The organism is Akkermansia sp. KLE1798 (assembly GCF_001580195.1).
In the GTDB taxonomy this organism is placed as follows: Bacteria; Verrucomicrobiota; Verrucomicrobiia; order Verrucomicrobiales; family Akkermansiaceae; genus Akkermansia; species Akkermansia biwaensis.
Map to the genome: position 1 here is coordinate 72,819 of NZ_KQ971081.1, position 26,236 is coordinate 99,054.

At 55.0% G+C, this 26,236-nt stretch carries 20 protein-coding genes; 16 read left to right on the forward strand and 4 right to left on the reverse strand.

What is annotated here, in order from left to right; translation table 11 throughout:
* The first annotated feature begins 23 nt into the window (after positions 1-23).
* From HMPREF3039_RS05115 to HMPREF3039_RS05135, 5 genes are all read left to right on the forward strand, one after another.
* Entirely contained in the window at positions 24-914 is an 891-nt protein-coding gene (locus HMPREF3039_RS05115; RefSeq protein WP_067571170.1) for a hypothetical protein, read from the forward strand.
* A gap of 160 nt (positions 915-1,074) precedes the next feature.
* Complete coding sequence (locus tag HMPREF3039_RS05120) at positions 1,075-1,902, forward strand: hypothetical protein (protein ID WP_067981982.1); 828 nt, start codon at positions 1,075-1,077, stop codon at positions 1,900-1,902.
* A gap of 1,451 nt (positions 1,903-3,353) precedes the next feature.
* On the forward strand, positions 3,354-3,599 hold the full coding sequence (locus HMPREF3039_RS14330) for a hypothetical protein (RefSeq protein WP_231863850.1): 246 nt from the start codon (positions 3,354-3,356) through the stop codon (positions 3,597-3,599).
* A 51-nt stretch (positions 3,600-3,650) separates the two neighbouring features.
* Positions 3,651-4,088, forward strand: a complete 438-nt coding sequence (locus tag HMPREF3039_RS05130; RefSeq protein ID WP_067571176.1) for a SufE family protein — start codon at positions 3,651-3,653, stop codon at positions 4,086-4,088.
* Positions 4,089-4,244: 156 nt separating this feature from the next.
* Positions 4,245-4,994: a hypothetical protein gene (locus HMPREF3039_RS05135; protein WP_067571178.1), complete on the forward strand. Its 750-nt coding sequence runs from the start codon at positions 4,245-4,247 to the stop codon at positions 4,992-4,994.
* Between the two features lie 235 nt (positions 4,995-5,229).
* On the opposite strand, the gene aspS is transcribed toward HMPREF3039_RS05135, so the two are convergent.
* Positions 5,230-7,023 carry an aspartate--tRNA ligase gene (gene aspS, locus HMPREF3039_RS05140; protein WP_067571180.1) on the reverse strand — a complete coding sequence of 598 codons (1,794 nt, stop codon included), beginning with the start codon at positions 7,021-7,023 and terminating at the stop codon, positions 5,230-5,232.
* Between the two features lie 33 nt (positions 7,024-7,056).
* The gene (hisS, locus tag HMPREF3039_RS05145; RefSeq protein ID WP_067571182.1) at positions 7,057-8,331 is read right to left on the reverse strand and encodes a histidine--tRNA ligase; all 1,275 of its coding nucleotides are present in this window, start codon (positions 8,329-8,331) and stop codon (positions 7,057-7,059) included.
* Between the two features lie 15 nt (positions 8,332-8,346).
* On the opposite strand from hisS, the gene HMPREF3039_RS05150 reads away from it, so the two are divergent.
* From HMPREF3039_RS05150 to hypE, 6 genes are all read left to right on the forward strand, one after another.
* The gene (locus HMPREF3039_RS05150; RefSeq protein WP_067981979.1) at positions 8,347-9,426 is read left to right on the forward strand and encodes a hypothetical protein; all 1,080 of its coding nucleotides are present in this window, start codon (positions 8,347-8,349) and stop codon (positions 9,424-9,426) included.
* Positions 9,427-9,536: 110 nt separating this feature from the next.
* On the forward strand, positions 9,537-10,277 hold the full coding sequence (hypB, locus tag HMPREF3039_RS05155; protein WP_067571186.1) for a hydrogenase nickel incorporation protein HypB: 741 nt from the start codon (positions 9,537-9,539) through the stop codon (positions 10,275-10,277).
* Positions 10,258-12,585, forward strand: a complete 2,328-nt coding sequence (gene hypF / locus HMPREF3039_RS05160; protein ID WP_067571188.1) for a carbamoyltransferase HypF — start codon at positions 10,258-10,260, stop codon at positions 12,583-12,585. Before hypB ends, hypF begins: the two co-directional genes overlap by 20 nt.
* Before the next feature lie 3 nt (positions 12,586-12,588).
* Positions 12,589-12,831: a HypC/HybG/HupF family hydrogenase formation chaperone gene (locus tag HMPREF3039_RS05165; RefSeq protein ID WP_067571190.1), complete on the forward strand. Its 243-nt coding sequence runs from the start codon at positions 12,589-12,591 to the stop codon at positions 12,829-12,831.
* A 43-nt stretch (positions 12,832-12,874) separates the two neighbouring features.
* The gene (hypD, locus tag HMPREF3039_RS05170; RefSeq protein WP_067571192.1) at positions 12,875-13,942 is read left to right on the forward strand and encodes a hydrogenase formation protein HypD; all 1,068 of its coding nucleotides are present in this window, start codon (positions 12,875-12,877) and stop codon (positions 13,940-13,942) included.
* Positions 13,943-13,954: 12 nt separating this feature from the next.
* On the forward strand, positions 13,955-14,989 hold the full coding sequence (gene hypE / locus HMPREF3039_RS05175) for a hydrogenase expression/formation protein HypE (RefSeq protein ID WP_067571194.1): 1,035 nt from the start codon (positions 13,955-13,957) through the stop codon (positions 14,987-14,989).
* Positions 14,990-15,169: 180 nt separating this feature from the next.
* Here the strand turns inward: hypE and HMPREF3039_RS05180 are convergent, their stop codons facing one another.
* Positions 15,170-16,171, reverse strand: coding sequence for a tetratricopeptide repeat protein (locus HMPREF3039_RS05180; RefSeq protein WP_231863852.1), 1,002 nt, complete (start codon positions 16,169-16,171; stop codon positions 15,170-15,172).
* Positions 16,172-16,795: 624 nt separating this feature from the next.
* A complete protein-coding gene (locus tag HMPREF3039_RS13655; RefSeq protein ID WP_147549633.1) occupies positions 16,796-17,125 on the reverse strand; it encodes a hypothetical protein in 330 nt (109 codons plus the stop codon).
* A gap of 11 nt (positions 17,126-17,136) precedes the next feature.
* On the opposite strand from HMPREF3039_RS13655, the gene HMPREF3039_RS05185 reads away from it, so the two are divergent.
* The 5 genes from HMPREF3039_RS05185 to HMPREF3039_RS05210 all read left to right on the forward strand — a co-directional run bounded on the left by HMPREF3039_RS05185 (position 17,137) and on the right by HMPREF3039_RS05210 (position 26,204).
* Entirely contained in the window at positions 17,137-19,131 is a 1,995-nt protein-coding gene (locus HMPREF3039_RS05185) for a glycosyltransferase (protein ID WP_067571197.1), read from the forward strand.
* A 257-nt stretch (positions 19,132-19,388) separates the two neighbouring features.
* On the forward strand, positions 19,389-21,317 hold the full coding sequence (gene dnaK / locus HMPREF3039_RS05190) for a molecular chaperone DnaK (protein WP_067951974.1): 1,929 nt from the start codon (positions 19,389-19,391) through the stop codon (positions 21,315-21,317).
* 90 nt (positions 21,318-21,407) lie between these two features.
* Positions 21,408-21,698 carry a co-chaperone GroES gene (gene groES / locus HMPREF3039_RS05195; protein WP_067571201.1) on the forward strand — a complete coding sequence of 97 codons (291 nt, stop codon included), beginning with the start codon at positions 21,408-21,410 and terminating at the stop codon, positions 21,696-21,698.
* Between the two features lie 40 nt (positions 21,699-21,738).
* A complete protein-coding gene (gene groL / locus HMPREF3039_RS05200; RefSeq protein ID WP_067571203.1) occupies positions 21,739-23,394 on the forward strand; it encodes a chaperonin GroEL in 1,656 nt (551 codons plus the stop codon).
* Between the two features lie 578 nt (positions 23,395-23,972).
* Complete coding sequence (locus HMPREF3039_RS05210) at positions 23,973-26,204, forward strand: inorganic phosphate transporter (RefSeq protein WP_067571207.1); 2,232 nt, start codon at positions 23,973-23,975, stop codon at positions 26,202-26,204.
* Positions 26,205-26,236 lie beyond the last annotated feature (32 nt).

Sequence of the window (26,236 nt, forward strand, 5' to 3'; positions counted from 1 at the left end):
GATATCATGGGATTCATTGAAATTTGAAACTGAAAAAAATCTTTAAAATGATTAGAAGTATTGTCACTTTATCACTGCTTCTTTTTGGAGGAGGCGAAGTGGTTGCGGATTCTCAAAGTTATGCAGAACAGGAGAGGGAGTATGTGTGGCTGTTTGATATGAAAATCAAGCTGTTGAATAGTCATGAAGATATGTTGAAAAGTTCCGTTAATTCTTACATACCTTACCATGAAGAAAACCGCCTGATCAAAGAACCGAGGTGGATGTATAATACTTATCTCAGCATGCAGGAAAAGCAGGGGAAGAAATATGATGTATTTTATGCGTGTATTTCCAAGTTGGAGAGGTGTGACTTTCTGTTCATTAAAGATAATATGGCAGTGGTATGTTCTCCTTATTTGAAGATACCTGGATCAGATGAGAAGATTTATAATTCGGGGGAGTTGGAATATTTGATCAACGAAGTAGAGGAAGAACTTTTTGCGGAGGAAAAGCCGGAGAAGGTGATGGAGCTGGTGAGCCGGCTTCATGCTTTAAAAGAAGCCTGCTGTAGCGAAGAAATTTGTTCGCGGTCACTTCCTCCGGAAGTTGCTCAATCGCTTGTAAAAATCATGAAAAATTTTAGGGGGTTACAGCCGGAGGGAACATGGCTGAATGGTTATGAATTAGAAGCGATACATGATTACATGCAGGACGAGGAACCGCCGGAATTCTGTTTTTACGGACTTGGTTCCTCCTTGTTTGGCGCATCCATATGGCATCGTACTGTGCCGGGGGCTCCGACAGTCTATGTGGTATCGATTTTCAATGACGTGATCAAGTATGTTAGAAGCGAGCCTGCCAATGCGCAAGGTGAATTGGATTGGTTGAAAGAGGAAATGGAAGAATTGCCGTTTGTAAGAGACTGTCATTAAGGATGGGGTGATCCGTCTCCAGGAATAGATCCACCAGATAAGTTAAGTTTGATAACCTGACCAACGAATATGAAGCTTATTGGAATAATAAAAGGATCAGATGAATAATAGATTTATCATTAAGAAATGACTATTTTCTCTGCTTGTTGCCTTTTTCCTGTTGCAGCCGTTATCGGCCAGTTTGGCAACGGAGCGTGAAGGCGTTTTTCTGGAATGGATTGATCAGCATATTAAGTTGATTGAAGATCATTCAGAAGTATTAAGAAAGTCTGTATATTCCTATTTACCTTGTTGTGACCAGGACATATTACTTGGTGAGTGGGCGTATCTTTATCATCATGTTTTAAAACAAAACGGAAATAAATATGATGTATTTTTTGTATACGTTGGTGAAGATGTCGAAGGGAAATTTATTTTCATTAAAGAAAATCAGGTGTTTTTATGGATACCTTACATGAAAGTGCCTGATTCTCCTAAAAAATGGACTTTTGCAGAATGGAATTCTGAGATTTGTCTCCTGGAACAAGATTTGGTGATGAGAGCGGAATCTCAGGATGCAGATCCCGATGTTATTCTAGAAATTGGTAGAAAATTAAAGAAGTTAAAGGATGCATCTTTGGAAATGGAGGAATATTTCAATCCTATCCGGTCAGAAATTGTTGCATCTATTCGCAAGGTTATGAACCAGTTTTGGAAATTACAAGTATCCGTGAAAGGGTTTAATACGTTCGATTTTTACACACTGAGCGATTATCTTCATTTCATGGGGCCTTCCCACGAATTTTTCTTTTATGGCATGAATACAAATATCTTTGGTGCATCAATCGTTGGGCTGACAGGCTCCGGAACGCCTTCATCGGAAATTCAATATCTCATGAGAAGGTTGGCGAGTTATGCAATGAATCCTGTAGTGAAAAAGGACGTTCCTACCATATTATTTGACGCAGAAGACGTGGATGAAAATCCGTTTATTAAAAAATATTGGTAGTTCTTGAGAATAGTTCTTCTGTTGAAATCCGGAGGATGAAAGGAGTATCTCCATCGGTACTTGGAAAATTACCGGATTGAGTGCAGAGTACTTAGTTTACCATAGTATTTCCAGTGTGTTTGACTTAGTGCGGCTGGATTCATGGAGTCCGCGTAAACATTTGTGTATCTTGATTTACAAGATGGAAGTATTGATAAGGTTCAAGAATAAGACGAAGAGGGGGACAGGAGATAGCGGAGACCGTGATGATGCAGGTGGTTTGAAGGCTTCCATTGGAATATGTACTATCAATGATCACCCATTCATGACCGGGTGAATATCCCTGCTGCAAGGGGCTCTTTTTGCGAGTGGGACTAGGTATCCTGGGAGAGATGTTTTAGTTATGGAATGGCCATGATTAGTTGGTCAAAGTTTGAATGGATGATGGAGGAACCGGAACGCTTCATTCAAAGTTGATTTTAATGGTGGCTTATTCATCTCATTGTAAGGCTGTTTTGCGGGTGATTGTTTTTTCGTGACGGTTTAATCAGCCAGAAGCTTTTCATTTTAAGTCGATTTTTCCTATGGAGAAGACATTTGGGATTCCGCTTGCTTGTGAGAAGAGAAGATGGGACTTTTTGGTACTTATGAAAAGACAATGACGATTGGTGGTGGCTTTCTCCTTCTTCTGTAATATTGTGAATTTTCCATATATTTAGGAACTATTGTTGCAGGAAGCCGTGGATATTTGAGCAAAGGCTTAGGCTGTGAGATTCCGTTTGGATGCAAGGTGTTTGCAAGGGAGTTTTACAGGATTCTTGGCGTAATGCCTTCGCTCTTTTCAGGATAGAAGTTTCAATGAAGCAGGAATTCTGCTGGGCAGAGAGGTTCCGAGTAGATGAAAGGAACGGTTTTACGTTCCGGAAATGTTGAGTCTGAAACCTGATTTTTTGCCGGGAATTATAGCTTTTTGATTGGGAACAAGAGGTCCTATTTTTTCATGTCATCATTTTTTGATTTTTTTTGGAAGTTACGATTTTTTAATATATGTTCGTTTTATTTGCGTTGCGTGTGGTTTCTAACATTTTTTGCTAGGCCCACTTGATTTTATATATATAGTTTTTGGATATTGTATGAATATTTGAATGTCCATCTCTAGATCAATCGAATTAAGAAAGAATACATCAGGAAGTTACAAGGTTAGACTGACCATTGACCGGGGAAACAAATATTGTGGAGCCAGAAAGTCTCTCGGCCTGGGAACTCACCACGAAGAGTGTGCGTTAAGACGCGCTTATCTGATACGGTGTCTACTTTTCCATATGGGATGGTTTCCCGGAGGAAAGATTGCCGTAAAGAGACAGTCCGGCAAAGATGGCAAGAGGATTTTCTGGTCGGGAGTAGAGCGTTCCCAGGATCAAGAGATTCTGAGAATAGGAGGGAGGAAGGGCCGCTTGGATGAGGGCGGGACCATGATGATTTGGTATCAGGTTAACGGTCATGGAGAGATTCGATGTCATCGGCTGCGCATTTCCGGCTGGAAGACGGATGACCAGGAAGGCGATTTGAAGGTTCTAACCCATGGATTGCAGCATTGCGCGACGGAACAGCGGCAGCATCCCTGCCGGATTTTGGGTATTCAGATTGCTTCGGATCCGGATGTTGCGGAAGAGGAGGGGCCTCAGACGAAGTTAACTAAGGGATGTAGAACAGAGTAGCATTGGAGATAGGTATTTGGTTTCCTGGTATGCAGTTCAGCCATAACGGAAATGACCGCGGATTTTGAAGGTTCTTTTGAGCAAAGAGGGCGTGTTCTACTTCAGGAACTGGAGAACCTGCCGGGGGAGGAAGCCTTGTATGGTTTTCTAATCCGGCAGGGGAATGTTCTGGTTCCGTTGGCCGAGGAATGGAAGACTGATGTCCAGTTGCTGCAGGGATGCCAGTACCGGGTCTGGCTTCATCTGGAGTTGAAAGATGGCGTCGTCCAGATTCATGCCGATAGTGATTCCCTCATCAGCCGCGGATTGATGACCTTGTGGGTCCGGTTGTTTTCCGGGTTGACTCCCGGGGAGGTGATGGCAGCAGATGAGAGTTTGCTTCATCGAAGCGTTTTAAGCACCTGGCTGGTTCCATCCCGTTCAAATGCCTTGGGGAATATGGCGTCCAGAATCAAGCTGGGGGTATTGAAGTTGAGGAAGGGGGCATAGGGTGGGAAGGGAGGCGAGGTATCTCTTGAGAGGAAGGGGTCATTGGTTTTCGGCAAGGAGGAGGCAAGGCCCGGGGAAAGGGATGGTCTTTTTCCGGCGGACCGCACATGATGTCGGAGATTCTATGAAGAGGGAGAAAGTAAAAGGATTTTTATTATGAATGAGGAGTTGAAGATTTACGTTCATTTGTTTGTGTATGCGGGAGATGCGGATCTTGTCAGGGAAAATTTGCTGTGCATCCGTCATGCAGTGCCGGAAGCGGGGCTGGTGGTGGTTGACGACGGGAGGCATCCATGCCCGAATGGAGTCCGAATCCAGGCGGAGGAACTGGGCGCCGAGTGGCGGGTGTCCACATGGGAGCGCGGCGGTAATCTGAGGGGGAAGGAATGCATTGAGGGAATGCTTGACGAGATGATACGGAGTGCGCGCCATGAAGAGGATTCTTTGGTGAAGATTGATGCGGATACCGTGATGATGTCCGGAGACGAGCTACGGTGTTTTGCGGGCCGGAAGGATTTGATTTTCTGGGGCAGTGGTTCCGTGGAGCAGCGTATTTACGGGTGTCTGTATGGCATGAAGGCGCATGCCGCCAAACGGGTCCGGGAGTATGTGCAGGAACTGGAACTGTTGCCGGATGCTCCGGAAGATATCGTGATCGGCACCAGCGCTTTTAATTTGTATCCTGGGGAGGAGAGGCACCTGGTTACCCCTCCCTATGGGCCGGAGGCTCCGGATAGCGGATGGACGGCCTATTATTGGGGGCGTTATCCGGACGTGAAGGGATACCAGCGTTTTACGATGGTAACGACGGGGAATCCTCCCCCTGCACCTCTGGGCAAGCGCCACCGCCTGCCCGTGATGAAGGAGCTGCGCCGGATTGCAGATCTCCGCCGCCGACTGGCATGAGGAAAGCGGATGGTGGTTTCTTTTGCAGGAAGAGGGCTATGAAGCCGATTGTGGAACGAATGGTGGATACGGTGCTGTCTGTGTGTCAGGGACCGTGTTTTTAGGGGTGATAGGGGTGGGGCGCCGGGGATGGATGGCAGGTTTGACTGTTTTATTTTTTGTTCTGTGTTTATGGAAAGACCCCGGAGGAAATAGAGTTTTCCTTCCGGGGCCTGAAGAGGGGGAATAAGGTATGTTATTTTTTAGCGGGCAGTTTCACCTGGATGTGAATGTCGCGCAGTTGGCGTTCTTCCGCCGGAGCGGGGGAGTCGCTCATGAGGTCCGCGCCGCGGTTGTTTTTCGGGAAGGCGATGACTTCACGAATGGATTCCGCATCACAGATCATCATGACCAGGCGGTCCAGGCCCAGAGCCAGGCCGCCGTGCGGGGGTGCTCCGAAGCTGAAGGCGTCCAAGATGTGCCCGAATTGTTCGCGAGCCTGTTCTTCCGTGATGCTAAGGGCTTTGAACATGGCGGATTGCAGGTCGCGTTCGTGGATTCGGATGGAGCCGCCGCCGAGTTCCGTGCCGTTGAGCACCACGTCGTAGGCTTGGGCGCGGAGGTCGGCGGAGAGTTCTCCCTTGAGCAGTTTTTCTTCGTCTTCCTTGACGGGACGGGTGAACGGATGGTGGATGGCCGCCCAGCGTTGTTCTTCCTCATCCCAGCCGAGCAGGGGGAATTCAATGACCCACAGGAAGTCGCGCTCCTTGTTGCCCTTGAGGAGTTCCATGAATTCGGCGCATTGCAGGCGCACGCGGCCCAGGATGTCGCAGGAGGGTTCCCACGGACCGGCGGCAAAGAGAACGAGGTCTCCAGTTTCAATGTCCAGGGCTTCCGTGAGTTTCTGCTTTTCTTCTTCAGAAAGGAATTTGGAGATGGGGCTTCTCCAGTCGTCTTCACGCACCTTGATGTAGGCCAGACCCTTGGCTCCGGCTTCCACGGCGGTTTTCGTGAGGGTGTCTATCTGACCGACGGAGGCGGTTCCGAAGCCTTTGGCGTTGATGGCCTTGACCACGCCGCCATTTTGCACGGCGGAGGCGAATACCTTGAAGCCGCTGTTTTCAAAGATGGAGGAGACGTCCGTGAGTTTCATGCCGAAGCGGCGTTCCGGCTTGTCAGAGCCGTACTGGTCCATGGCTTCCTTCCAGGTCATGCGCGGAAAGGGGGTGGGGATGTCCACGTCCAGGGCTTCCTTGTATACGCGCTTGAGCAGTCCTTCCACCAGGTTGTAGATGTTTTCCGGCGTGATGAAGGAGGCTTCAATGTCCACCTGCGTGAATTCCGGCTGGCGGTCCGCGCGCAGGTCTTCGTCACGGAAGCAGCGGGCAATCTGGAAGTAGCGTTCCATGCCGGCCACCATGAGCAGCTGCTTGTATTGCTGCGGCGCTTGGGGGAGGGCATAGAATTTGCCGGGGGCCAGACGGGAGGGGACCAGGAAGTCGCGCGCGCCTTCCGGCGTGGATTTGGAGAGGATGGGCGTTTCAATTTCCAGGAAGCCGTGTTCATCCAGATAGTCCCGTGTGGTTTTGGTTACGCGATGGCGGATCTGCATGTTGCGGGCCATGGAGGGACGGCGCAGGTCCAGAAAACGGTATTTGAGGCGCAGGTCTTCGTTGGAGAGGGCCCGGTCCAGCTGGAAGGGGAGCACGTCCGCCTTGTTGATGACGTTGAGAGCATTGGCGGAGACTTCGATTTCCCCAGTGGGGAGGTCCGCATTGGTGGTGTCCACCGTGTCCGTTTTTAAGCGGGCTTCCACCGTGCCGGAGATTTGGATCATGTCCTCGGAGCGGAGCTGCTGGGACGCTCTGGCCACGTCCTGGCTGACTTCCGGGTGGAAGACTGCCTGGGTGATGCCGGTGCGGTCGCGCAAGTCGATAAATATGACGCCGCCGTGGTCGCGGACGGAGTCTACCCAGCCGATGAGGGTGGTCGGCTTGCCAATGTCTGCAGCGCGCAATTCGCTGCAGGTATGAGTGCGGTATGAGTTCATCTTTGTTTGAAATGGATGGTGGTGAATGCTGGATCAGGCACGGTTCGCCGCGGTTGCAATGGAGTCGAACAGGTCTTCCATGGCTATTTGGGCGGAGGTGCGTGCCGTCAGGTCGCGCAGTTCCAGGGTGGGGAATTCATCGCCGACCACCAAGGCCAGACGTGCCCCGGATTTGACGGCTTTCTGCATCTGTCCGTTGAATTTGGTGAAGGTCAGGGGGATGTCCACGCTGTAGCCCTGGTCACGAAGGGCCGAGGCGATGGAGAGTACTTCCGCACGGCGGTTTTCGGACGCCTGTATGATGAAGACGTCACATCCCGCAGCCGCCAGCGCCGCTTCTTTCAGTGCCCTGGCGCGGGGCGTCTGGTCGATGAGATGGCCGATGACGGCGTCTCCCATGGCGAAGCCTGTTGCGGGCATGTCCACCGCATTGCCGGAGAGGGCGGCCACGAGGGTGTCGTACCGGCCTCCGCCGGCTACGGCGCGCAGACTTCTTTGCGTGTCAAAGATTTCAAAGACCAGGCCGGTGTAGTACGCCAAGCCGCGGACCACGGAGAGGTCCAGCTTTACGTAGGTTTCCAGACCGCGGGCTGTCAGGTCTTTTAGCAGGGTTTCGTAGCGTTCGGAGGCTCCGGCAGGCGGGTTTTCAATGAAGTCCACGAGGTCGTTGCGGCTGATGCCGAAGGCATCCAGCTTGCGCTGGCATTCTTCCGGACGGTCGCGTTCGAATTTGTCCACGATGCCAAGAAAAACGGGGATGTCCTGTTCCTGCACGCCGTGTTCCGCAGCGAACCTGATCCAGGCTTCACGGTCGGAGACGCGGACGATGAAGTCATTCTGCGTAAAGCCCAGTTCCCTCATGCAGTCGATAGCCAGGGCAATGAGTTCGGAGTCCGCCCAGGCGGAACTTTCCCCCAGAATGTCCGCGTTGAATTGGTAGAATTCGCGCAGGCGCCCTTTTTGCGGTTTTTCGTAACGGAAGCAGGAGCCGATTTCAAACCACTTGAGCGGCTTGGTGTATTCCCGCTGGTATGCGGCAGCGATGCGTCCCAGGGAAGCCGTCAGTTCCGGGCGGATGGTGATGTCCCGTTCCCCCTGGTCCATGAAGCGGAAGAGCTGGGTGGGCAGTTCGCCTCCGCTTTTTTTCAGGTACAGTTCCGTGGCTTCCACTGTGGGGCCTTCCCATTCCAGGAATCCGTAGCGGTGCGCCACCCTTTTCCATGCGTCAAAGAGGTAGTTGCGTACGGCGCAGTCCGCCGGGGAGAAGTCGCGGAATCCGGGAAGTGGTTGAAAGCGAGCGTCTGGCATAACCTGAGTAAAGGAATGTTAACTGAGGACGGAACAGTTTACAGGATTTTAATGCCTTGGCAAGCCCACATACTTATGATGAAGGAATTTCAAAGGAAAAGACATGGGCGGCCATGGCCGGAGCGGGTGATGAAGAAAGATGCTGATGCAGAAGGGGAACAGCGTGAATTTGAGTTGTGTTTCATGGCAATAAGATTATTCTTTGGAAATAATTGCCTTATTCCAATGATGGTACGTGTTTTTCCCATTGCCTGTGTTCTGGTTGCCGCCTGCATGCCTGAGGCTGTACTGGGCAGGGAGATGGGCCCCGATCCTTTGAGGGATTTGCAGTATGATTTGAAGGAGGGCAACAAGATTGCCGAGAAGATGATTTACTTATTGAAAAGTGTGAGAGAAAGGCAGAGTCTGAAATCCGATATACGGAATGAGTTTGATAAAGCCACTGTAACGGTTCTTAAAATAGATGCCCGTAATGTCATGATGGTTACAGGCAGGACAAGGTATTCTCCCGAATTATTGCGTTCCCGGGAAGCGGTGGAAGCAAAGGAGCTTGCATGTGTCCAAAGAGGAATTCTGGATGAAACTGTGGACAGCTTTTTTCGGGACGGATTAATGGATGATGTGATTTGTAACGGAATCATGGATGTGTACCAAATCATGGAAAGATGTTTTTGGGGAAAGACCGTTTTTCATGAGGATGGACGGAAGGGTGCCTTTTCCCTCTTGCCTCCCTGCCTCTTTGAGTATTTGGCCGTGAGCGTTTCCAGGCATGTGGAGGAGGTTAGGTCTATTCTGAAGAAGGCCGGGGCAGGGGAAGGAGACCAGGAGGCTGTGAAGGAGTTGTGGAAAAAGAGTTCTTCCTTACGAGATATTCAGAATTTAGCTGTATTGGCAAATGACATGGTTATACAGGAAGATATAGGGATACCGTGGGCGCATGAGATAAGAATGGCGTCCGGAAGGCTTGACGCCGCCGTGAAGGAGCTGGAGGAAGGCGGGTATATGACGGAGCGCCTTGCCCGGGCCGTCGATCTGGTGTACATGCGGCTGGCCCTTCCCCGGCAGAGATATGCCAGAGCGGGAAATTCCCAATAAGGCCCTTTTGTTTATTGGGAAACGCGGCGTTTTTATTTGACCGGGAGACGGTATGACATAGGATAAGTGAGAAAGATTCACTTTTTCTGAATCAAATATCAGTATTGATTATGTGTAAAGATTGCGGATGCGGAGGTGAACACACCCATGAAGGACACGCCCACGGCATGGACGTCCATGTTCCCGTGCTGGATGCCAATGACCGTTTGGCGGAACGCAACAGAGGTTTTTTTGAAGCAAAGAAGCTGTTGGTCATCAATGTATTTTCCTCTCCCGGCTCCGGCAAGACATCCCTGCTGCAGAAGACGGCGGAGATGTTGAGGAACCGTGTCAGAATGGGGGTGATTGTTGGAGACCTGGCTACGGATCATGACGCCGAACGCCTGAGCCGTGCGGATATTCCCGTAGTGCAGATTACCACCGGCACGATGTGCCATCTGGATGCCCGCATGATTGCGGAGGCGATGAAGCGGATGCCGCTTGATGACCTGGATGTGCTGGTGATTGAGAATGTGGGGAACCTGGTGTGTCCCGCTTCCTATGATTTGGGGGAAGGGATGCGCGTGGTTCTGCTTTCCGTCACGGAAGGGGAGGACAAGCCTTTGAAGTATCCCCCCATGTTCCATTCCGCAGACGTGGCCCTGGTGACCAAGTCGGATCTGGCGGATGCCGTGGATTTTGACCGGGATGCCGCGCTGGCGGCTCTGAACAAGGTGGCCCATCACGCGCGCGTGATTGAGTTGTCTTCCAAGACAGGGGAGGGAATGGATATTTGGTGCGGGGAGATTGAGGAACGGGTGCGCCGCATTCGTTCAGGAAGAGTTCAGGAGCATGTCCACCATCACCATTGAACAGGCTGTTTCAGCCTTGAAGATCGACATTACCGGCATGGTTCAGGGGGTCGGCTTCCGGCCCCACGTGTATCGTCTGGCCTCGCGTTTCGGCCTGAAAGGCTTCGTGCGCAATACGGAGTCCGGCGTGGAGATCCGCGTGGAGGGAGATGCCGGGGATGCCGAACGTTTTTTTGCGGAATTGATGGAAAGCCTGCCGGAGCATGCCCGCGTTTACGGAACGGAACAGACCGTTTGCGAGCCTGCCGGGTATGAAGAGTTCCTGATTTTGGAGAGCGATCCCGCTTCCGGCGGCGTGCCGATCATGCTGCCGGACCTGGCTCCGTGCCCGGAGTGCCTCCGGGAGATGCGCGACCCGTCTTCCCGGCGCTATCATTATCCTTTTACCAACTGTACCCATTGCGGTCCCCGTTATTCCATTATCGAGTCCATGCCGTATGACCGCTCCGGAACCAGCATGAAGGGGTTCCGGATGTGTCCGGAATGCATGAAGGAGTACCAGGACGTGGGGGACCGGCGTTTCCATGCCCAGCCCATCGCCTGCCCGGAATGCGGGCCTTCCATGAAGGTGTTGTTTTCAGATGGTTCCGAGCTGGGCTTCGGCCACGGTTTTGATACCCCTGCGGCTCAGGTGGCCTGGGTGCTGGCGGACGGCCTGATTGTGGCTCTCATGGGGGTGGGCGGTTTCCAGTTGCTGGCAGATGCCGCGTCCGAAGGAGCCGTCAGACGGCTGAGGAAGCTGAAGGGGAGGGATGCCAAGCCGTTTGCCGTGATGGTGCCGGACATGACTGCGGCGGAGGCTCTATGTCATTTGACGGAGGAGGAGAAACGGCTGCTGGCGTCTCCCGAGGCTCCCATCGTGCTGGCGGTCAAGAGGAAGAATGTGGATTTGGCGCCTTCCGTATGCATGTTCAGCCGTTTTGCCGGGATTATGCTGCCGTCTTCCCCGGTGCATGCGCTGCTGATGGATATGTGGAGAAAGCCTCTCGTGGTGACCAGCGGCAATTTGAGCGGGGAGCCTTTGTGCATTTCCGTGGAAGAGGCGTTGCAGAAGCTGGAGAACGCGGCGGACGTATTTTTCGTGCACGACCGGCCGATCGTGCGTCCGGTGGATGATTCCGTGGTGCGCGTGGCGGGCGGCAGAACCATGATGGTGCGCCGGGCCCGCGGTTATGCGCCCCGGCCTGTATGGCGCACCGCGCCGGAGGCGCCTAAGGTGCTGGCTCTCGGCTCCGGGTTGAAGAATACCGTTTGCTGGCTGAAGGATGGCGTGGCCGTGATGAGCCAGCATCTGGGGGATTTGGACAGCGCCGCCGCCCTGCACGCTTTTGAGCGAACGGTGGAAGTTCTGGGAAGTACCTTGAAGGCCGTGCCGGATGTGATTGCCGTGGACGCCCATCCGGATAACCCGACGGCAACCCTCGCCCGGCGTTTGGCCAGGGAATGGGGTGTTTCCGTTTTTCCCGTACAGCATCATCAGGCGCATGTGCTTGCCTGCGCCGCAGAGAATGGAACTCCTTTCCCCGCCCTGGGCGTAGCCTGGGACGGAACGGGGTTCGGCACGGATGGAACGGTGTGGGGTGGTGAGTTTTTTATCATGGAGGAGCAGGGTGCTCCCAAACGGGTGGCGCGGATCAGGCCGTTTCTGCTGCCCGGCGGGGATGAAGCGGTGAAGGAGCCAGCCCGCTGCGCCTGCGCCCTGGCCCGGCAAATGGCTGAGTGGCGGCCGGATGGACTGCTCCGGCGTCTGGAGCATGGAATTCCTCCCCGGAAGCGGCAGGCTCTGGAAACGATGATGGAGCGGCATGTTCATTGCCCGGCAACGTCTTCCATGGGGAGGCTGTTTGATGCGGTGGCGTTCTGGTGCGGTTTTGACGGTGCGGCGGGATGCGAAGGCCATGCCGCCATGGTGCTGGAGTCATGGGCAGCCTCTCTTCCCGAAGACGGCCCGGAGGGCGATTCGTACGAATGGGTGATGCATGAGGAAGGCGGCCTGCTGGAGCTGGACTGGAGACCCGTTCTGAAGGCCTTGAATGATGATTTGCTGGCCGGTGTTTCCCGTTGCCGGATAGCCCGGAAGTTCCATGAAAGCCTCGTGAACCTGGTGTTTAATGTGGCGGAGCGTTTTTCCCAGGACAGGCTGGTGCTGGGAGGAGGCTGTTTTCAAAATGCGTTTTTGCTTGAAGGCCTGATGGGCATGGCGCAGTCTAGGGCGTGCGTTTTGTCGCTGCCGCAGCGCGTCCCCTGCAATGACGGAGGGATTTCCCTGGGGCAGGCGGCGGCCGCCGTTCGTCAATGGAAAGGATAAAGTATGTGTTTGGCCGTTCCCGGAAAAATCGTAAGCGTTCATGAAAAAGATCCCCTGTTCCGCCTGGGCGTGGTGGATTTCGGCGGAGTGACGCGGGAAGTGAATCTGGCCTGCGTGCCGGAAGCGGAGGTGGGGAGTTACGTTATTGTGCATGTGGGAATGGCCCTGAGCGTGCTGGATGAGGAAACCGCCCTTGAGACGCGGAGGGAGATGCGCGAGATCGTGGAGAATTCCGAACCCGTGTGAGGGCCGTTTATCCGGCTGACAGGAAGATTTGCTCGCCGAGTTTATGCAGGAGGAAGTTTATCAACTGCTTGATGATCTGCATCACACCGTTACGCGCCCGTGGGCGGTGATGGAGGTGTGCGGCGGTCAGACTCATGCGATCGCTTCCCTGGGGCTGGAGGAACTGCTTCCACCGGGGCTGCGCCTGATTCACGGGCCCGGCTGCCCTGTCTGTGTCACTTCCGTGGATTTGATTGACAGGGCCGTGGAGCTGAGTCTCATGCCGGGTGTGGTTTTGTGCAGTTACGGTGACATGATGAGGGTGCCGGGCTCCCGCGGGGATTTACTGTCCGCCAAAGCGCGCGGCGGGGATGTCCGGCTGATGTATTCTCCTCTGGAGGCCGTTGCGCTGGCGGGGGACAATCCCGGTCTGGACGTGGTGTTTTTTGCCGTGGGTTTTGAGACTACCGCTCCGGCCACGGCGCTGGCCATGCAGCAGGCGCGTTCCCTGGGGCATGCCAATTTTTCCGTTCTTTGCGCCCATGTGCAGGTTCCTCCCGCCCTGGAATGGCTGATGGACCAGCAGGAAGGAAGGCCGGACGGCTTTCTGGCTCCCGGCCATGTGTGCGCCGTGACGGGGGAGGGGGATTACAGGCGTCTTGCCGAACGCTACCGGGTGCCGATGACGGTTACCGGATTTGAAGGAACGGACCTGCTCCGCGGTATTCTGATGTGTGTCCGCCAGCTTGAGGCCGGGGAGCATGACGTCCGGAACGCCTACCAGCGTTACGTCAAGCCGGAAGGGAACGCGGCCGCCAGGAAGCGGATGGAAGAGGTTTTTGAAACGGAGGACCGTCATTGGCGCGGGCTGGGGCTGATACCGGGCGGCGGCATGAAGGTGCGACCGGAATGGCGGGATATGGATGCTTCCGCCCGTTTTGACTGCGGCGCCTGTGACGGCACGGCGGATGAGGCTTCCGGCTGCATGGCCGGGCAGGTGCTGCGCGGTTTGCTGAGGCCGGTGGAATGCCCGCATTTCGGTTCTTCCTGTACGCCGCTGACTCCATTGGGGGCTCCCATGGTGTCCGGGGAAGGGGCCTGTGCGGCCTATTACCGCTATAAAAGAAGCTGATTTTTATTTCTTATGTTTGAGTGTCCCGTTCCAGAATCCGTTTCCGACCGCATCCAGATGGCTCACGGCGGCGGTGGCCGCCTGATGAATGACCTGATCCGCTCCGTGTTTCTGGAAGCCTTCGGTTCTCCGTCCGGCAACGTGCAGAATGATTCCGCCGTCCTGTCTTCTCCCGCAGGGCACCTGGCGGTGACGACGGACAGCTTCGTGGTGCAGCCCCTGGAGTTTCCGGGCGGCAACATCGGTTCCCTGGCGGTTCACGGCACGGTGAATGATTTGGCCATGAGCGGTGCGGAACCGCTGTACCTGACGGCGGGGTTCATTCTGGAGGAGGGGCTTCCGCTGGACGTTCTGAACAGAGTGGTACATTCCATGGCTGAGGCTGCCCGTTTGGCGGGCGTGCGCATCGTCACAGGGGATACGAAGGTGGTGGAACGGGGAAAAGGAGACGGTATTTATATCAATACCGCCGGAGTGGGAGCGGTGCCGCATGATTTGGAGATCAGCCCTTCTTCCGTGCGTCCGGGGGATTCCATCCTGCTCAGCGGGGATTTGGGCAGGCATGGCATGACGATCATGAGCCTGAGGGCGGGATTGTCCTTTGGTGAAGATTTGTGCAGTGATTCGGCTCCCCTTCACGAGTCCGTGGCTGCGTTGATCCGGGCCGGGATTCCCGTGCATTGCCTGCGTGACGTGACCCGTGGCGGCTTGACGGCCACTCTTTCAGAGATTGCGGAGACTTCCGGGCTGACAGTGAGGCTGGATGAGATGTCCATTCCAGTCCGGGATGACGTGAGGGCCGCGTGCGGTTTGCTGGGGCTGGATCCGCTGCAAGTAGCGTGCGAAGGGCGTTATCTCGCGATTTTGCCAGGAGAATATGAAGATGAGGCATTGCGCCTGATGCGCGGTTGCGGCGTTTCCTCCGGGGCCTGTCTGGTTGGCCGGGTGGAAGAGTTCAGGACGGCTCCCCTGCTGATGAAGGGCAGACTGGGCGTGGAGCGGGTACTTGGCATGCCGTCCGGCATGCAGCTGCCGAGGATTTGCTGAGAGCGGGACGGTGGAAAACGCCGTCCCTGGCGGCAATTTCCCATTCCGGACTTTGGCAGGGAAGCGGATAACCCGCTTCCCTGCCAGTTCCGTGGTTTTCATAGGGAATTGCCGGAGCGACTGCATAAGCCGTTAATGATGCGGCAGCCGGCTTTTCTGGGTGTGTTTGTTGGGAAAGGGTTAGATTAACAATGGTTCTCCTGCCGGAGCTTCCGGAAGTTTTTCCAATGCCGCCTGTGCCTGAACATGGCCCTGGTCCGCCGCTTTCTGCAGCCATTCCCTTGCCGTGTCCAGGTTGCGTTCCACACCGAATCCGTGCTGGTACATGATTCCCATGTTGTATTGCTCGGAGGCATAGCCGGCTCTGGCGGCCCGCTTGTTCCGGTTGATCCATTCCGTGGCTTCCGCTTCATTGAAGTCGAGAGCCTTGCAGGCTTTTTCCCACGTGTTTCCATATTTCATGGCGGCACGGGCAAATCCTGCCAGGGCAGCTTTTCTAGTGTATTCTTCAGCCAGCTGCGTATTTTTTTCCACTCCGTCCGTCCCCACCCGGTAAAGATGGGCCAGTCCCCAGTAACCGTTGGGACTGCCGAGGTCGGCGGCTTTCTGGAAATGCTGCAGGGCTTCCGGATGCTTTTTGTGGGACATGGCGAAGACGGCATTGGAGAGGAATCTCTCGGCTTTCGCGAATTCGTAGAATTCCGGAATGGCTGCCCATTCGGATTTCAGTTTGTCCCGGTCCTTTTTGGATTTGGGCGGCATGCCGGAAGGCGGGGAAAAGCGGAAGATGGGCATGTAGCCGGAGGCTCCCGCGTTTGCCAGGCCGGACATCAGGAAACAGCCCGGCTGGATGCGCCACATGTGCATGTACATGACCCGATCCGCCGGGAGAGAATCCTTTTCAATCCAGTCCGGCATGTTCATGGGCGGTCCGTAAAGCCCCGTCAGTCCGTTCAGCATGCGCTTATACAGGGATTTTAGGCGCGTATCGTATTCATCCTTGCTCACTTTTGAGTTGGAATAGAAGGAAACGGATCTCAGTGCCCCTTCTTTGTCGTAGTCAAAGTGAAGGGAAAAGTAGAGTCCGCCGATAGGCTTTTTCGTCTTGAAGGCTCCGTTGAGCCCGGTCCGGCTCAAGTAGGCGTCCGTACCGGGGCCTTCAAGGGATTTGCAGGATTTCAAGGAACCCAGTAATTGGGATTCCTGCATTCCTGTTTCCAAAGGGCCGTAAAGCGGCGAGGCATGGCAGCAGAAAACTGTGCACAATGCGGCTGCATAGCTGTAATAGGCTATAGGTTTCATTGGGGGGGGTGTGGGGGTTGGGATTGTTGGTCATTTCAATAGCGAATTAGTAATCCGGCTGAAATGGACAACAGAGGTAAAATAAGACAAACCATGATTATGTTCAAGAAATTATGTGATCATCTAACAGATATGTTCTCGTTGTCATTCGTTCGGGATAATAATGGATTGAATGGGAGAAAGGCACTTGATATGAAAAACTAGTATTGACGCCGGATTACTAATCCGAAACCTTTGGATTTTTTTGTTATGGATGATTGAAATAGTATTATATACAGTAAGTTGTTTGTTTTGTTAGAGAGGCTGTCAGGGCATTTGCAGAGAAGGGAGGTTTTTCATTCTTGCATGAAAACACCCTATCCTGCAATTGGCGGCAGTTACTTTTTTGTTGAAATATTGCCTAATATTCATGTATTCCGTTTTTCACGGTGTAGCATGTAGCGGAAGCTTGACGGATTCTAAATCCGCAACCCGTTCACAATGGTGGAATGATATCCATATATGTTACATTGTCAGCAGGTAATAGCTGAATCGGTTGGAGGTATGCCGACCGTTGTTGATGAAGGTTCGTGTTCTTTTTTTGCACAGGAAATCGTTTTTTCTTAAAAATTTTTGATTGACTGCGGATTTAGAATGCGCGGCTTTAGCAGACGATTGTTTATGTGGTTTGTTGTCAGTTATCAATATGGTTGAGAGTGACTGAATCGTGTGGGAAACCGGGGGGAGGCGGCTGTTATCAGGTTGTTTTTCAGTCCGGCAGCCACGCCGGCTAACGATGGCCGGTGACGATTTTGTTTCGCTGCCCGGCTTGTTTGACCAGATGCTCCGGTTCATGCTACCGGGGCATGAGAATTGATTTAGTGACGGATACCTATGCACCGGACGTGAATGGCGTGGCCATGACTCTTGGCCGTCTGGTGCAGGGACTTAAGGCCCGGGGCCATTTGGTGCATGTTTTGAGGGCATCCGAACGTGGGGGAGCATGCGTGCCGGGCGAAACAGCCATGCCGTCCCTGTCCCTTCCCATTTACCATGAAGTGAAGATAGGGCTGCCTTCCGTGGATAGGTTCCGCTCCCGGTGGATGAGGAAAAGGCCGGACGTGGTGTACATTGCTACGGAAAGCCCCATGGGTGCATCTGCGGCCAAGGCGGCGCGGGCGCTGGAGATTCCCGTGGTGATGGGGTTCCACACCAATTTTCACCAGTATATGAAGAATTACAATTTTTCAGGTCTGGAGAATGCCGCCGTGAATTATCTGCGCAAATTGCACAATCAGGTCCGATTGACCGTAGTACCTACGGAAGAAATGCTTATTTCCCTGGGTGAGCTTGGTTTTGAACGGCTGGCCGTCATGGGGCGCGGTGTGGATGCCGTTCTGTTTGATCCCGGAAAGAGGGATGTTTCCCTGCGCCAGTCCTGGGGCGTCTGGCGGGATGAAATCGTATTCGGAGTGGTGGGGCGCCTGGCCCGGGAAAAGAACCTGATTACGGTTCTGAGCCTTTATACCCGCCTGCAGCGGGAGTTCCCGGATTGCGGCATGAAAATGGTTGTGGTGGGGGACGGCCCCATGATGAACGGCTTGCGCAGCGAGTTTCCGGATGCCGTGTTTTGCGGCGCCCGAAGCGGGGAGGATTTGGCGCGTCATTATGCGGGAATGGATGTGCTATTGTTCGCCAGTGAGACGGAAACCTTCGGCAACGTGCTTCTGGAAGGGATGGCCAGCGGGCTGGCAACAGTGAGCTACCGTTATGCTGCGTCCGCAGACGTGGTGCTCAACGGTGTGAACGGCCTGCAGGCGGAGAAGGGAGATATAGAGGGCTTTTATGCGGCCATGTGCCGGCTGCTTCAGAATGCGGAGCTGGTCCGCAGGCTGGGAGAACAGGGGCGGCAGGCCGTCCGTTTCAGAACCTGGGACGCCGTCTGCGACCGGTTTGAGGAAATTCTTGCTTCCGTAGCCTGTGAGGAGAATGGCGCGGGATGCGCACGTCCCCCATGCGGTGCGGTGCTGGAGTGCCGCACGGTGTTTCTTTCCGATATTCACCTGGGGACCAAGGATTCCAAGGCGGACGAATGCCGCAGGTTCCTGAAGCATATCCGGGCGGAAAAGATCGTGCTGGTGGGGGACATTGTGGATGCGTGGGCTCTTTCCCGCGGCAGCCGCTGGCGCAGGCGGCATACGCGCTTTATCCGCACCCTGTTGAAAAAGATGGAGCAGGAGGACGTGGAAGTGCTGTACCTGCGCGGGAATCACGACGACGTTCTGGAACGGTTTCTTCCCTTTGCCCTGGGGCGGCTGCACATTGCCAAGGAATATGTCCACGGGGCGGCGGACGGCCGCCGTTACCTGTGCGTGCATGGCGACGGGTTTGACGCCATTTCCACCAATCACCGCTGGCTGGCGGTGCTCGGCTCCCTGGGCTACGACGTGCTGCTGATGGTCAACCGTTTGTACAACAGGTACCGTGCCTGGCGCGGCAAGGAGTATTATTCCGTTTCCCGCGCCATCAAGGGAAAGGTGAAATCCGCCGTCAATTTCATCGGCAAGTATGAGGAACAGCTTCAGAATCTGGCGGTCAAAAGACAGTGCGAAGGGATCATCGCCGGGCATGTGCACCATCCGGCGGACGCCATGGTGGGGGATATACGCTATCTGAATTGCGGAGACTGGGTGGAAACCATGAGTGCGGTGGTGGAATATGCCGACGGCCGGATGGAAACGCTGCTTTACAAGGATTTCATGAAACGCCTGGCCTATGGGGAGTGCTGCGGTTCCGGAATCACTGGAAAAAACGCGGAGCCGGAAGCCGCCGCACGTGTCCCGGCAGATGGGACAAAGTGACCAGGTGAGACATTTTGTCACTATTTTGGTGTGACAAAATGTCTCTTTTGGATGTGCCAGGAAAATTAGTGGAGAAGTTATGGAATCCATTCATTTTTGATATACAGAGGATTATTATGTTTATGTCCTATTTGAACGGGGCTGGCATGGCATTTGCACCAAGTAGGGCATGAACATGAGTTTGCCTGTATGACACTTCAGGTCATAGGGAGATCAAATCTCAACGGAATCCATTCAAAACAATCTAACATAACGATATGGCTAAAATATTAGGAATTGACTTGGGCACGACCAACTCGTGCATGGCTGTGATGGAAGGCGGTCAGGCGACCGTTCTTGAAAACAGCGAAGGTGCGCGCACCACTCCCTCCATTGTGGCCTTCACCAAAAGCGGTGAACGTCTCGTGGGGCAGGCCGCCAAACGCCAGGCGGTGACCAATCCGAAGAACACCGTGTTTTCCTCCAAGCGCCTGATCGGCCGCAAGTACAGCGAGCTGACGGATGAGGATAAAAAGGTTCCTTATGAAATCGTGGAAGCTCCCAACGGGGATGCTTACATCCGCGTGGAAGTGGGCGGTGAAAAGAAGACTTTCTCACCCCAGGAAATCGCTTCCATGGTGCTGGCCAAGCTGAAATCCGACGCTGAATCGAAACTGGGCGAAACCATCACGGAAGCCGTGATTACCGTTCCCGCCTATTTCAACGACGCCCAGCGCAACGCGACCAAGGCCGCCGGTGAAATCGCCGGCCTGAAAGTGCGCCGCATCATCAACGAACCGACCGCTGCGGCCCTGGCCTACGGCCTGGACAAGAAGTCCAATGAAAACATCGCCGTGTATGACCTTGGCGGCGGCACCTTCGATATTTCCGTGCTGGAAATCGGCGACGGCGTGTTTGAAGTGAAAGCTTCCGACGGCGACACCCACCTGGGCGGCGACGACTGGGACAACGCGATCATTTCCTGGATCATGGACGAGTTCAAGAAGGATTCCGGCATGGACCTTTCCAATCAGCCGGACGCCATCCAGCGCATCAAGGAAGAAGCCGAAAAGGCCAAGATTGCCCTTTCCTCCACACAGAGTTACGATATCAGCCTGCCGTTCATCACGGCGGACGCTTCCGGCCCCAAGCATATTCAGCTGACGCTGAGCCGTCCCAAGCTGGAACAGCTTACGGAAGACCTGCTGGACCGCACCCGCAAGCCCGTGCTGGACTGCATTTCCGCCTCCGGCCTGAAAACCGGCGACATTGACGAACTGGTGCTGGTGGGCGGCATGACCCGCATGCCCGCCGTTCAGGAAATGGCCCATACGCTGGCCGGCAAGGAACCCCACAAGGGTGTGAACCCGGACGAAGTAGTGGCCGTGGGCGCCGCTATTCAGGGCGGCGTGCTTCAGGGCGACGTGAACGACGTTCTGCTGCTGGACGTGACTCCCCTGACGCTGTCCATTGAAACGATGGGCGGCATCGCCACTCCGATGATCGACCGCAATACGACCATCCCCGTGCGCAAGAGCCAGGTGTTCTCCACCGCCGCGGACAATCAGCCCGCCGTGGATATCCGCGTGTGCCAGGGCGAACGCAAGATGTTTGAGGACAACAAGCTTCTCGGCAACTTCAAGCTGGACGGCATTTCCCCGGCTCCCCGCGGCGTGCCTCAGATTGAAGTCACCTTCGACATTGACGCCAACGGCATTCTGCACGTTTCCGCCAAGGACAAGGGTACCGGCAAGGAACAGAAGATTTCCATTCAGGGTTCCAGCGGCCTGTCCAAGGATGAAATCGAACGCGCCAAGCGCGATGCGGAAGCCCATGCGGAAGAAGACAAGAAGCGCGCCGAAGAGATTGACACCGTCAACCAGGCCGACTCCCTCTGCTTCTCCGTGGAACGCCAGCTCAAGGACATGGGCGACAAGCTGCCCGCGGACCTCAAGAGCGACATCGAAGGCAAGGTGGCCAAGTTGAAGGAAGCCATTTCCAGGAAGGACTATGAGGCTATCAAGTCCGGCAAGAGCGACCTGGAAGCCAAATTGGAAGCCCTTTACAAGGCTGCGGAAGCCGCCCAGCAGTCCGCCGGTGCGTCCGGCCCCATGCCGGGAGCCGCTCCTGAGGAAGAAGCTTCCGACGGCCCCCGCAAGGCGAAAGGCCGCGTGGTGGACGCCGAAATCGTCGACGACGACAAATAAAACTTTTCCGGAGGGTGGGGGAAACCTTCCTCCTCCCTCCGGAACATTACATCCATATATTCATCTACAATAAAACAAACACAACATACTATGGCTAACATCAAACCCCTCGGACAACGTGTGCTGGTCAAGCGCATTGAAGCTGAAACCAAAACCGCCGGCGGCCTGTTCCTGCCGGACACCGCCAAGGAAAAACCGCAGGAAGCGGAAGTGATCTCCGTAGGCACCGGAGGCCGCGACGACAAGGGAGCCCTGATCGAATTCACCGTCAAGCCCGGCGACCGGGTTCTCATCTCCAAGTACGGCGGCACGGAAATCAAGCTGGACGGAGAAGACTACCTGATCCTGTCTGAAAACGACATTCTGGCCATCATCGGCTAAAACCAACCTCATTTATTCACACACATTTTAAAAATCTGATATTATGGCTAAACAAATCCAATTTGACGAAACCGCGCGCCAGGCGCTGCTCCGCGGCGTGGAACAGATCGCCAAGGCTGTTAAAAGCACGCTGGGCCCTGCCGGCCGCAACGTGGTGATCGACAAGAAATTCGGCTCCCCCCTCATCACCAAGGACGGTGTGACCGTGGCCAAGGAAATCGAACTGGAAGACCCGTTTGAAAACATGGGCGCCCAGCTTGTCCGCGAAGTCTCCTCCAAGACCAACGACGTGGCCGGCGACGGCACCACCACCGCCACCGTACTGGCTGAAAGCATTTACCGCGAAGGCCTGCGCAATGTCACAGCCGGCGCCAACCCGATCTCCCTGCAGAGGGGCATCATGAAAGCCTCCGACGCCGTGGTGGAAGAACTCAAGAAGATCAGCAAGCCCGTTGACTCCAGCAAGGAAGTGGCCCAGGTCGCTACCGTTTCCGCCAACTGGGACGACGAAATCGGCAACATCATTGCCGAAGCCATGGACAAGGTGGGCAAGGACGGCACCATCACCGTGGAAGAAGCCAAGGGCATCGAAACCACGCTGGACGTGGTGGAAGGCATGCAGTTTGACAAGGGCTACCTGTCCCCCTACTTCGTGACCAACGCGGAAACGATGGAAGCGGTGTTGGAAAACCCCTACATCCTGATTCACGAGAAGAAGATCAACAACCTGAAGGATTTCCTTCCGCTGCTTGAAAAAGTGGCCAAGAGCGGCCGTCCCTTCCTGGTCATCGCTGAAGACATTGAAGGCGAAGCCCTCGCCACCCTCGTGGTCAACCGCCTGCGCGGCGTGCTGAACATCTGCGCCGTGAAGGCCCCCGGCTTTGGCGACCGCCGCAAGGCCATGATGGAAGACATTGCCATCCTGACGGGCGGCAAATGCATCACGGAAGACCTCGGCATCAAGCTGGAAAACGTGGGTATTGAAGACCTCGGCCAGGCCAAGCGCGTCACCGTCTCCAAGGATGAAACCGTCATCGTGGAAGGCGCCGGGAAGTCCGCGGATATTGAAGCCCGCATTTCCCAGATCCGCCACCAGATCAAGGACACCACGTCCGACTACGACCGTGAAAAACTCCAGGAACGCCTGGCCAAGCTGGCCGGCGGCGTGGCCGTCATCCATGTGGGTGCCGCTACGGAAACGGAAATGAAGGAAAAGAAGGCCCGTGTGGACGACGCCCTGCATGCGACCCGCGCGGCCGTGGAAGAAGGCATCGTACCCGGCGGCGGCGTGGCCCTGATCCGCGCCCAGAAGGCCATTGACAGCCTGAAGCTGGAAGGGGACGAACACACCGGCGCGGAAATCGTGTACCGTGCGGTGGAAGCTCCGCTCCGCCAGCTTGCCTGCAATGCCGGCCGCGAAGGCGCCCTCATCGTTGCCAAGGTGAAAGGCATGAAGAAGGCTGCCGAAGGCTACAACGTGGCCACGGACAAGTACGAAGACCTGCTTTCCGCCGGTGTGGTGGACCCGACGAAGGTGACCCGTTCCGCCCTGCAGAACGCGGCTTCCATCGCCGGCCTCCTGCTTACCACGGAATGCGTCATTGCCGACAAGCCCGAGAAGAAGGGCTGCGGATGCGGCAGCGGCGCTCCCGACATGGGCGGCATGGGAGGAATGGGCGGCATGGGCATGATGTAAGCCCTCCCCGTTTCTTCGGGACAATGCGACAAATCATTCAGGCTCTCCGGTTTTCCGGAGAGCCTTTTTTGTTTGGAAAAGAAATGGTCTTCCGGGCTGGCGCGGCGACCGCCTCTTTCCATTTGGCCGGAAAGAACTGCTGTTTTTCGGACCTTCCGCTGTTTGCCGACTCATGCCGGATGAAGATCAGGAGGTGACGGACATCGGAACTGTTTCCAACAGGAAGGGAGAGGAAGCAGGACGGCAACGCTTTTTTCCTTTGGATGAAAAAATACCTCCATGACGTTCTACCGCAGGCTGACGATTTGAAGAAGGAAATGGTTGATGACTGTGAGGTTCAGGGGGCTGCGTAGGGGGCTGCCCCATGTGGGGGACAAGCTCCCGCGTATCGGCATCAATTTCTCCCGGCAGAGGGAGAAAAAGCCCCCAGGACAGCAGAAAAGGAGGGCAAGATTTCATCAGGGGAGGGAACGAACCCGTTCACGATGCGGTTTTACGGCAAATGTGACGAATTCTTCACGCTTTAAAACGGGAGTGCCGGAAAGGGTTCGGGTAATAGAAGGCCGTTTATTACACATATGGACCCTATTTATTACTTCATCATAGGCTTGCTGCTGGTACTCTCCTGCTTTGACCTCGTGGTTGGCGTCTCTAATGACGCCGCCAATTTCCTGAACTCCGCCGTCGGCTCCAAGGCCGCTCCCCGCCGGACCATCGTCCTGGTGGCCGCTCTGGGTATTATCATTGGCTCCCTGTTTTCCAGCGGCATGATGGAAATTGCCAGGAGCGGCGTGTTCATGCCGGCACAATTTACCTTCCATGATATCATGCTGATCTTTCTGGCGGTGATGCTGACGGATGTGATTCTGCTGGACGTGTTCAACACTTTCGGCCTTCCTACGTCCACGACGGTTTCCATCGTGTTTGAATTGCTGGGGGGCGCGGTGGCCGTGGCGCTGTTCAAGATTTGGTCCGGAGAGCCCGGCGCAGCGCAGGACCTGGCCAGCTATATCAACTCCTCCAAGGCCCTGGCGATCATTTCCGGCATCTTCTCCTCCGTCTTTGTGGCGTTTATCTGCGGCGTAGTGGTCATGTGGATTTCCCGCCTCATCTTCTCCTTCAACTACAGGAAATCCTTCAAGTATCTGGGCGCCGTCTGGTGCGGCGTAGCCCTGACGGCCATCACTTACTTTGCCGTATTCAAGGGGCTGAAAGGCAGTACGCTGGTCACGAAGGACATGATCCGCCACCTGGACGCGCACATCTGGCTGTACGTATGCTACAGCTTTGTTTTCTGGACCGTTCTGATGGCCGTACTCCAGAATGTTTGCAAAGTCAATATCCTGAAAATAGCGGTACTTGCCGGTACGATGGCCCTGGCCCTCTCCTTTGCCGGGAATGACCTCGTTAACTTCATTGGCGTCTTCATGGCGGGGCAGTCTTCCATGGAAATCGCTTCCGCTGCCGTGGCGCAGGGCATGGACCTTTCCACGCTGACCATGGGCGGCCTGACGGCCCCCGTGACGGCGGATTGGCGTTACCTGCTGGGTGCTGGCCTCATCATGGTGCTGGCCCTGATGTTCTCCAAAAAGGCGCAGACCGTGACGGATACGGAAGTCAACCTGGCCCGGCAGGGCGGGGGAGTGGAAAGATTCGGTTCCGTTCCTCCGGCGCGGATGATGGTGCGCTATGCGTTGAACGCTTCCCGCGTGGTGGAAAAAATCATGCCCGCAAGCGTGGGCAGATTTATCGAAAAACGGTTCCAGCCCGTTCCGGAAGGGCCGGACAACGGAGCCTCCTTTGACCTGATCCGTGCGTCCGTGAACCTGACCGTGGCCGCCCTTCTGATCTCCCTGGCCACCTCGCTCAAGCTTCCTCTCTCCACCACATATGTCACCTTCATGGTGGCCATGGGTTCCTCCCTGGCGGACAAGGCCTGGGGGAGGGATAGCGCCGTGTACCGCATCACCGGGGTGATCACGGTCATTTCCGGCTGGTTCTTTACGGCATTTGCCGCATTTACCATGTGCTGCATGGTGGCGGCCTGTATTGTGTACGGCGGTATCTTCGGGATCATCGCCATGTGCGCCCTGGCGGCATTCCTGCTCCTGAAAAGCGCCCGCCTGCACAGAAGACGCACGCAGGCGGCGGAATTGGTGAAAGGCAGGAATTATGCAGACGCTTCCTCCCTGAGCCGTTATAACGAAGAAATCATTGAGCTGATGAAGCGCATGGCGGAAATCTATGAGATGAATCTGGAAGCCCTGAATGTGGAGGACCGGAAACGGTTGAAAAAACTCCGCAAGGAATCCCGTGGCATCCGCCGTTCCCTGGGCGACAAGATGGCGATGGAAGTCATGCCCGTTGTCCGGGAACTGAGGGACGGGGAGGCTGACCGCGGCAAGCGCCATGTGCAGATGGTGGAATACGCCACTTCCGTCTTTGAATCCCTCTCCAACATCACTACGGCCAGCCATGCCTACATTGACAACAACCATGAGGGGCTGGACATGGAGCACATAGAAGACTTGCGGAAAATGAACAACCGGGTTTCCTCCCTGTATCCCCGCTTCCGGGACATGATGGAGACCAATGATTACAGCGGCCTGGACGAGTGCCTGGACAGCATTGATGCCCTGGACGAGGAATTCGCGGAAGCGGTCAAACGGCAGATCATTCTGCGTGCGGAGAATGTTTCCGACATGAGAAGAACCCTGTTGTATCTCAACCTTCTCAATGAAACCCGCACCATGATCCGCAAGGTGCTCCTCCTTGCGAAGGTTCAGAAGAAGTTCGTACTGGGTTGCTGACGGCCTCTCCGCATGCCATTCCGGCGGTGGTT

What these genes read in the sequence shown, in the direction of transcription:
- HMPREF3039_RS05150 (WP_067981979.1), top strand. Translation starts at nt 8,347, where the DNA reads ATGTTAACTGAGGACGGAACAGTTTACAGGATTTTAATGCCTTGGCAA.
- HMPREF3039_RS05135 (WP_067571178.1), top strand. Translation starts at nt 4,245, where the DNA reads ATGAATGAGGAGTTGAAGATTTACGTTCATTTGTTTGTGTATGCGGGA.
- HMPREF3039_RS05130 (WP_067571176.1), top strand. Translation starts at nt 3,651, where the DNA reads ATGACCGCGGATTTTGAAGGTTCTTTTGAGCAAAGAGGGCGTGTTCTA.
- hypD (WP_067571192.1), top strand. Translation starts at nt 12,875, where the DNA reads ATGCAGGAGGAAGTTTATCAACTGCTTGATGATCTGCATCACACCGTT.
- HMPREF3039_RS05165 (WP_067571190.1), top strand. Translation starts at nt 12,589, where the DNA reads ATGTGTTTGGCCGTTCCCGGAAAAATCGTAAGCGTTCATGAAAAAGAT.
- hypB (WP_067571186.1), top strand. Translation starts at nt 9,537, where the DNA reads ATGTGTAAAGATTGCGGATGCGGAGGTGAACACACCCATGAAGGACAC.
- hisS (WP_067571182.1), bottom strand. Translation starts at nt 8,331, where the DNA reads ATGCCAGACGCTCGCTTTCAACCACTTCCCGGATTCCGCGACTTCTCC.
- HMPREF3039_RS14330 (WP_231863850.1), top strand. Translation starts at nt 3,354, where the DNA reads ATGATGATTTGGTATCAGGTTAACGGTCATGGAGAGATTCGATGTCAT.
- hypE (WP_067571194.1), top strand. Translation starts at nt 13,955, where the DNA reads ATGTTTGAGTGTCCCGTTCCAGAATCCGTTTCCGACCGCATCCAGATG.
- HMPREF3039_RS05210 (WP_067571207.1), top strand. Translation starts at nt 23,973, where the DNA reads ATGGACCCTATTTATTACTTCATCATAGGCTTGCTGCTGGTACTCTCC.
- dnaK (WP_067951974.1), top strand. Translation starts at nt 19,389, where the DNA reads ATGGCTAAAATATTAGGAATTGACTTGGGCACGACCAACTCGTGCATG.
- aspS (WP_067571180.1), bottom strand. Translation starts at nt 7,023, where the DNA reads ATGAACTCATACCGCACTCATACCTGCAGCGAATTGCGCGCTGCAGAC.
- HMPREF3039_RS13655 (WP_147549633.1), bottom strand. Translation starts at nt 17,125, where the DNA reads ATGAACCGGAGCATCTGGTCAAACAAGCCGGGCAGCGAAACAAAATCG.
- hypF (WP_067571188.1), top strand. Translation starts at nt 10,258, where the DNA reads ATGTCCACCATCACCATTGAACAGGCTGTTTCAGCCTTGAAGATCGAC.
- HMPREF3039_RS05185 (WP_067571197.1), top strand. Translation starts at nt 17,137, where the DNA reads ATGAGAATTGATTTAGTGACGGATACCTATGCACCGGACGTGAATGGC.
- groES (WP_067571201.1), top strand. Translation starts at nt 21,408, where the DNA reads ATGGCTAACATCAAACCCCTCGGACAACGTGTGCTGGTCAAGCGCATT.